This is a genomic window from Aestuariibius violaceus (assembly GCF_040779325.2).
Classification (GTDB): domain Bacteria; phylum Pseudomonadota; class Alphaproteobacteria; order Rhodobacterales; family Rhodobacteraceae; genus Aestuariibius; species Aestuariibius violaceus.
In genome coordinates, this window is sequence record NZ_JBFONT020000009.1 from 103,427 (window position 1) to 110,359 (window position 6,933).

A 6,933-nucleotide genomic window follows, 5' to 3' on the forward strand; every position below is an offset into this window, starting at 1 on the left:
AAAAAGGGCAGGCCATGGAAGGCTTCACACTCGTCGACGCAGGCGTTGCCGTCATCGTACTTCTCTCGGGCATCCTCGCCTATTCGCGCGGCTTCGTGCGCGAGGCTATGGCGATTGCCGGCTGGATCGGTGCGGCGATCCTTGCCTTCTTCTTCGCGGGCGAAGTGCGCCCGCTGATTGCCCAGATCCCGATCGTCAGCGACTTTATCGGCGACAGCTGCGAATTGTCGATCATCATCGCCTTCGCAGGCGTCTTCGCCATCGCGCTTGTCGTCTTCTCGCTCTTCACGCCGCTCTTCTCGTCGGTCGTTCAGCGCTCCGCGCTCGGCACGGTCGACCAGGCCCTCGGCTTCATCTTCGGCGTCCTGCGCGGTGTCCTGATCGTCGCTATCGGCTTCTTCGTCTACGAAACGGTCCTGACAGCCCAGGAAATCCAGATGGTCGACGAAAGCCGCTCGGCCCAGGTCTTCGCCCAGGTCACCGAGCAGATCGAGGGTCAGGATCCCGAGGCCGCCATCGGCTGGTTCACCGAGCAGTACCAGCAGCTTGTCGGCGATTGCGGCCCGGAAAGCGGCGTCACCACGCCCACGACCGCGCCCACGCCAACCGATACCACCACGCCCACGCCGACCGAGTGATCCTGGACGGGCCGCCGATGGCGGCCCCGCAATCCTCCGGACAACCCGAACTGGCGCGATCGCGGCCTGCTCAGGCAGCCGCATCGCTGCCAGCCGATCATTGGTCTGATCGCCCAACGCTCCGTTATCCATATGACGACGGGCTAAAGCTGCGGCCAAACCGCCACGCTGCGTCACGCAGACGCGGTTTTCCGTGACACCGGCGCCCGCAGCCCTTATCTCGATTCATCGTAGTCTTTACCGGGACCAGACCCACCTGATGTCCGACCAGACCGCGCCGCGCTGGCACGCCCACCCCCTTGACGAGGACAAGCTCCGCGAAGAATGCGGTGTCTTTGGGATCATCGGCACCTCGGATGCCGCGAATTTCGTGGCCCTCGGTCTCCACGCCCTCCAGCATCGCGGGCAAGAGGCGGGCGGCATCGTCTCCTACGACCCGCAAGTGGGGTTCCAGTCCGCCCGCCGCTTCGGCTATGTCCGCGACACCTTCACCTCCGCCTCGCTGATGGAGGCGCTGCCGGGTTCGCTCGCCATCGGCCATGTCCGCTACTCCACCGCCGGATCGAAGGGGCAGACCGCGATCCGCGATGTCCAGCCCTTCTTCGGCGAGTTTTCGATGGGCGGGGCGGCCATCGCCCATAACGGCAACATCACCAATGCCGACGCGCTGCGCCGCGAGCTGATCGAACGCGGCTCGATCTTCCAGTCGTCCTCCGACAGCGAATGCATCATCCACCTGATGGCCCGCTCGCTCCAGCGCGACATCCCCTCCCGGATGGAGGATGCCCTGCGCCGCGTCGAAGGCGCCTTCTCGGTTGTCGCCATGACGCGCACCAAGCTCATCGGCGTGCGCGACCCCTTGGGCGTGCGCCCGCTGGTTCTCGGTAAACTCGGCGACAGTCACGTCCTGTCGTCCGAGACCTGCGCGCTCGATATCATCGGCGCCGAATTCATCCGCGAAATCGAACCGGGCGAAATGGTCGTGATCACCAAGGCCGGCATCGAAAGCCACCATCCCTTCCGGCCCAAGCGACCGCGCTTCTGTATCTTCGAACACGTCTATTTCAGCCGGCCCGACAGCATCCTCGGCGGCCGCTCCGTCTACGAGACGCGCGAGGCGATCGGCAAGGAACTGGCCAAGGAGGCCCCGGTCGAGGCCGACCTGGTCTGCCCGGTACCCGACAGTGGCACCCCCGCGGCCATCGGCTACGCCGCCCAAAGCGGCATTCCCTACGGCATGGGGATCATCCGCAACCAGTATATGGGCCGCACCTTCATCGAACCGACCGAGCAGATCCGGAACATGGGCGTCCGCCTCAAGCTCAACGTCAACCGGGCGCTGATCCGCGGCAAGCGCGTCGTCCTCGTCGACGACAGCGTCGTGCGCGGCACGACCAGCCAGAAGATCAAGGAAATGATCCTCGACGCCGGCGCGAAAGAGGTGCACTTCCGCATCGCCTCGCCCCCCACCGCCTGGCCCTGCTTCTACGGCGTCGACACGCCGAACCGCGAAAAACTCCTTGCCGCGACGATGAGCGAGGACGAAATGCGCGACCACCTCGGCGTCGATTCCCTGCGCTTCATCTCCCTTGACGGCCTCTACCGCGCCGTGGGCGAAGCCAAGGGCCGCGACCCGAACCATCCGCAATATTGCGACGCCTGCTTCTCCGGCGAATACCCGGTCGAACCCGCCGACATGATCGAGAAAGGCTTCCGACTGAAAGCTGCCGAGTAACAGGAGCGCACGCGATGAATAACGTCTTCGTTCTCTGCACCGGCCACTGCGGCTCCACGCCACTGGCTCGGGCGTGCCTACACATGCCGAACTTACCGCCGGGCGCGAGGCGCGATCCCACCCGACCGGCGCGGCCCGCTTCGACTACCCCAAAGGGCAGATCGAGGTCGACAACCGCCTCAGTTGGCTCCTCGGCAGGCTCGACAGCCATGACGGTGCCGCTCCCCTTTAGGTCCACCTGACACGCAACCGGGATCAGGTCGCACAATCTTTCTTCGAGCGTCGGAACAGGCGCATCGCCAATGCCTCCAAGTCCGATATTCCCCGGCTTTCGGGTGCGAGGTACCAATCCGCCACCGCAATGGATTTCTGCTACGACCTGATCGATAGGGTGACAGCCAATATCGAAAGCTTTCTTGCGGACAAACCGAACCAGACGGCCTTCGAACCTGAAAAGGCCTTGGACCACCGCGCGGAGCTTTGGTCACGCATCGGTGCCCAAGGCGACTGCGTCAAAGCGCTGGCAGAGTTCAATATCCGTCACAACGCCACCGGGCCAGCCCAGACGCAAGCCTGACAGCCGTCTTCAGGTTCGCCCGTCCGAGCACCTCAGAACGTTTGGTCAGACGTCAATCTAAGCACCAAAACAATCGGGGTGAGCGTAGTCCTGCCGCCCCGAAACGACGTCGCGGCACGGGACTTTTCAAGCCCCCGCCGCCATGGCATCGACAAGCTCCACTCACACCTCATGAGCCGGGCATATCTTCCAATTTCGAAGACAGTCGCCCGGTCGGAGCAACTGACTTTGACAACCACGACACCTCCCAGGGTTGCGCGGAGCGCCACCACATCTGTCCGCATTTCCCGCCGTGATCTGACACTGCTTGGCACATCGGGCGGGTCCGCCAGCCCGCAGGCGCTTCTGCGCCGTCCGGGCGGTCGCACCTTCACCGTCCGCCGCGGCGACCGCATCGGTCAGGATATCGTCGCCGCAATCGAACCGGGCCGCGTGATCCTTCAGCGCAATGGGCGCACCGTCGAACTGACGACCCCCGGGCCATGACGCAGACGGGCTGGCGAATTGCGTTCTATCAAAGAGTTGCGGATGGGAACCGCTACTCTGCGGGAAAGATCACGTTGCGGAGGTTCCCGTCATGACACGCCTTGCGTCTCTCGCCCTTATCGTCCTGCTTGCCGCCTGCGCGCAACCGGAAGAGCAGTATCCGATCTCCGGCGAGCAATGCGGCCCGGAGGATGCCGTGCAGGATCTGCGCCCGCCGAACTGCCTGCCCTGAGCGCTGTGTCGCCGCCTGTCATTGACGCCACAACCCGCCGCGGCTAATCCGCCGCGATGACCGACCGCACCGCCCTAATCACCGGCGCCTCGCGCGGCCTCGGCGCCGCCCTGGCCGAGGCGCTGGCCCCCGGCTATCACATCATCGCCGTCGCCCGAACCACCGGCGCGCTGGAAGAGCTTGACGACCGCATCAAGGCCAAAGGCGGCGCGGCGACGCTTGCTCCGATGGACGTCGCCCTGCCAGAAGCCATGCAGCAGCTCTGCCGGTCCATCTACGACCGCTGGGGCGGGCTTGACCTGTGGCTTCATACGGCCGCCCATGCAGCGCCCCTCTCGGTCACGAGCCATGCGGCCGAAAAGGACCTCACCAAAAGCATCGATGTCAACGTCACGGCAACCGGGCGACTGATCCCCTATGTCGCCCCGCTCCTCGGCCAGTCGGGGCGCGCAGTCTTCTTCGACGACCCCCATGCGGGCGAGAAGTTCTTCTCCCATTACGGAGCGACCAAAGCCGCCCAGATCGCCTTCGCCCGCTCCTGGCAGGCCGAGACGGCCCGCACCGGCCCCCACATCGATATCGTGGAACCACGCCCCATGCCCACAGCCATCCGCGCCCGGTTCTTCCCGGGCGAAGATCGTACGGCGTTGACACCGTGCCAGGAGGAGGCGCAAAGGATCGTCGGCGCGCTCGGTTTGGCGGATTGAACGCGCTAGAGACCTCACAGTCCGGAGGTGAAAAATCCTTCTAGAAGGATTTTAAAGCCAAATTCTTCTAGAAGAATTTGCCCTTTCAGAATTTTCTAGAAAATTCTGACCGCAGAACGCCTACCAACAGCGCCACCCTCCACCCGGCATTCCTGCCGATTTTCAACCTCATCTTGCCGCTCACGCACCCTTGGGCTAACCCCTCTCCGACCCCCTGGCGGCGAGACAAACCCCATGCGCATCCTTGTGACCAATGACGACGGCATCAACGCCCCCGGCCTCAAGGTGCTGGAGGCTATCGCGGCCGACATCGCGGGCGACAGCGGCGAGGTCTGGACCGTCGCCCCCGCCTTCGAACAATCGGGTGTCGCCCACAAGATCAGCTACACCCACCCTTTCCTGATGTCCCAGATGTCAGAACGGCGCTACGCCGCCGAAGGCAGCCCCGCCGATTGCGTCCTTGCCGGCCTTTACGAGGTGATGGCGGACGCCAAGCCCGATCTCGTCCTCTCCGGCGTCAATCGCGGCAACAATTCGGGCGAGAACGCACTCTATTCCGGCACTCTCGGCGGCGCGATGGAAGGCGCCCTCCACGGCATCCCGTCGATCGCGCTCTCCCAGTTCTACGGGCCGAAGAACGCGCGCCTCGATGACCCGTTCGAGGCGTCCCGCCAGCACGGGGCCGACACGGTCCGCCGCATTCTCGACACGACCCCGGAGGAGCAGGAAGACTATCGCCTCTTCTACAACGTCAACTTCCCGCCCGTTCCCGCCGCCGATGTCCTCGGCCTCAAGGCCGCGGCGCAGGGCTACCGACGCGGCATCTCCTTCGGCCTCGAACCCCATCTCTCCCCCTCGGGGCGCAAGTTCCTCTGGATCAAGGGCGGCCAGCAGAACATCACCTCCGCCCCCGGCACCGACGTCGCCGTCAATCTCGATGGCTACATCTCGGTCACGCCGATGCGCGCCGACCTCACCTGCACCCGCACGCTGGAGGATTTCTCCCGTGCCTTCGGCTGAGAACCAGCGGTGACAAGCGACGACGCCACCCGCAAGATGCAGTTCCTCTACACGCTGCGCTCCCGCGGCGTGACCGACAAGCGCGTGCTGACGGCCATGGAAAAGATCGACCGCGCGCCGTTCGTCACGGATACCTTCTCGGACCGCGCCTATGACGACACGCCGCTGCCGATCGCCTGCGGCCAGACGATCAGTCAGCCGACGATCGTGGGCCTCATGACCCAGGCGCTCGAGATCGAACCGCGCCACAAGGTGCTCGAAATCGGGACCGGCTCCGGCTATCAGGCCGCGATCCTCAGCCAGCTCGCCCGCCGCGTCTACACGATCGACCGCCATCCCCGGCTCGTCCGCGCTGCCCGCAAGCTTTTCGAAGGGATGGATCTGACCAACATCACGGCGATTTCCGGCGATGGCAGCTTCGGGCTGCCCGAACAGGCCCCCTTCGACCGGATTCTCGTCACGGCAGCCGCGGAAGACCCCCCAGGTCCGCTCTTGGCGCAACTCGCCGTTGGCGGTATCATGGTCCTGCCGGTGGGACAGTCCGACACGGTCCAGAGCCTCATTCGCGTGCGCCGCACCGAAGACGGGCTGGATTACGAGGAACTGCTGCCCGTCCGGTTCGTCCCGCTCATCGAAGGGCTGGGACAAGAGTAGAGCGGTATCAGGAGCCCGGAAAACCGGGCCCGAATGGACAGATTGAGGCGGACGGACCCATGACGGCACTCTCCCCCATGCGTATGCTCGGCTGCGCGGCTTCGCTTCTGGCGCTGACAGCCTGCAACGAACCCCTGGATTTTGATCTCCGAAGCATCGGCAACGGCTTCGACACGACCAACTCGGTCCAGACGCTGGCCCCCCGGCCCGAACCCGACAATCGCGGCGTCATCTCCTATCCCGGCTATCAGGTCGCCATCGCCCAGCGCGGCGACACGGTGGAAGAGCTTTCGCGCCGCCTGCGCGTCGATGCCCGCGAGGTCGCCCGCTTCAACGGCCTGGCCCCGAACGACCGCCTGCGGGCAGGAGAGGTCGTGGCCCTGCCCACCCGCGTCGCCGAACCTTCGCCCTCGACCGGCGCCATCGGCACCGGCCCGATCCAGCCGCCCTCGGTCGACGTCACGACACTGGCGGGCGACGCGATCGACCGCGCCGCACCCGATACGCCCGCGCCTGCCGCGGCGCAGCCCCAGACCGGCTTTCAGCCGACCCGCCACCGGGTCGCGTCGGGTGAGACGGCCTTCTCCATCTCGCGCCTCTACAATGTCCCGATCCAGAGCCTTGCCGAATGGAACGCCCTCGGCAACGATTTCGCCATCCGCGAAGGCCAGATCCTTCTGATCCCGGTCGGCGCCCGCGAAGCCCCGTCCGAGACGACGGCCCCCGGCACAGGCTCCCCCCCCCCCGGCCCCCCCCGCCCCTCCCCCCCCCCCCCCCGGGGGGGCCCCGGGGGTCTGGGCCCCCCGCCCCCGCCCCCCCCCCTTTTTTCCCCCCCCCCCCGGTTCCCCGTTAAAAGGCTTCGTGGGATTTCGCGGGATTCCGTT

The 6,933-nt window shown here is 65.7% G+C and carries 10 protein-coding genes; all 10 read left to right on the plus strand.

Going from position 1 to position 6,933, the window contains the following annotated elements:
- Positions 1-14: 14 nt before the first annotated feature.
- Positions 15-638, plus strand: a complete 624-nt coding sequence (locus tag AADZ90_RS19335) for a CvpA family protein (protein WP_367312345.1) — start codon at positions 15-17, stop codon at positions 636-638.
- A 259-nt stretch (positions 639-897) separates the two neighbouring features.
- Complete coding sequence (gene purF, locus AADZ90_RS19340) at positions 898-2,373, plus strand: amidophosphoribosyltransferase (protein ID WP_367312344.1); 1,476 nt, start codon at positions 898-900, stop codon at positions 2,371-2,373.
- Positions 2,374-2,446: 73 nt separating this feature from the next.
- The gene (locus tag AADZ90_RS19345) at positions 2,447-2,605 is read left to right on the plus strand and encodes a hypothetical protein (RefSeq protein WP_367312343.1); all 159 of its coding nucleotides are present in this window, start codon (positions 2,447-2,449) and stop codon (positions 2,603-2,605) included.
- A 129-nt stretch (positions 2,606-2,734) separates the two neighbouring features.
- Positions 2,735-2,950: a hypothetical protein gene (locus AADZ90_RS19350; RefSeq protein ID WP_367312342.1), complete on the plus strand. Its 216-nt coding sequence runs from the start codon at positions 2,735-2,737 to the stop codon at positions 2,948-2,950.
- Between the two features lie 228 nt (positions 2,951-3,178).
- Positions 3,179-3,436: an amidophosphoribosyltransferase gene (locus tag AADZ90_RS19355; protein WP_367312341.1), complete on the plus strand. Its 258-nt coding sequence runs from the start codon at positions 3,179-3,181 to the stop codon at positions 3,434-3,436.
- A 91-nt stretch (positions 3,437-3,527) separates the two neighbouring features.
- A complete protein-coding gene (locus AADZ90_RS19360) occupies positions 3,528-3,668 on the plus strand; it encodes a hypothetical protein (RefSeq protein ID WP_367312340.1) in 141 nt (46 codons plus the stop codon).
- Positions 3,669-3,724: 56 nt separating this feature from the next.
- Positions 3,725-4,375: an SDR family NAD(P)-dependent oxidoreductase gene (locus AADZ90_RS19365; protein WP_367312339.1), complete on the plus strand. Its 651-nt coding sequence runs from the start codon at positions 3,725-3,727 to the stop codon at positions 4,373-4,375.
- Positions 4,376-4,609: 234 nt separating this feature from the next.
- Positions 4,610-5,395 (plus strand): 5'/3'-nucleotidase SurE, encoded by a 786-nt coding sequence (gene surE, locus AADZ90_RS19370; RefSeq protein ID WP_367312338.1) that lies wholly within the window; start codon positions 4,610-4,612, stop codon positions 5,393-5,395.
- Positions 5,396-5,431: 36 nt separating this feature from the next.
- Positions 5,432-6,049, plus strand: a complete 618-nt coding sequence (locus AADZ90_RS19375) for a protein-L-isoaspartate(D-aspartate) O-methyltransferase (RefSeq protein WP_367312407.1) — start codon at positions 5,432-5,434, stop codon at positions 6,047-6,049.
- Positions 6,050-6,108: 59 nt separating this feature from the next.
- Positions 6,109-6,933, plus strand: an 825-nt coding sequence (locus AADZ90_RS19380) for a LysM peptidoglycan-binding domain-containing protein (protein ID WP_411997103.1), incomplete at its 3' end; no start/stop codon positions are given.

Bases quoted from the DNA above. Each gene is read 5' to 3' on its own strand.
- AADZ90_RS19335 (WP_367312345.1), top strand. From the start codon at position 15: ATGGAAGGCTTCACACTCGTCGACGCAGGCGTTGCCGTCATCGTACTT.
- purF (WP_367312344.1), top strand. From the start codon at position 898: ATGTCCGACCAGACCGCGCCGCGCTGGCACGCCCACCCCCTTGACGAG.
- AADZ90_RS19350 (WP_367312342.1), top strand. From the start codon at position 2,735: ATGGATTTCTGCTACGACCTGATCGATAGGGTGACAGCCAATATCGAA.
- AADZ90_RS19360 (WP_367312340.1), top strand. From the start codon at position 3,528: ATGACACGCCTTGCGTCTCTCGCCCTTATCGTCCTGCTTGCCGCCTGC.
- AADZ90_RS19365 (WP_367312339.1), top strand. From the start codon at position 3,725: ATGACCGACCGCACCGCCCTAATCACCGGCGCCTCGCGCGGCCTCGGC.
- surE (WP_367312338.1), top strand. From the start codon at position 4,610: ATGCGCATCCTTGTGACCAATGACGACGGCATCAACGCCCCCGGCCTC.
- AADZ90_RS19375 (WP_367312407.1), top strand. From the start codon at position 5,432: ATGCAGTTCCTCTACACGCTGCGCTCCCGCGGCGTGACCGACAAGCGC.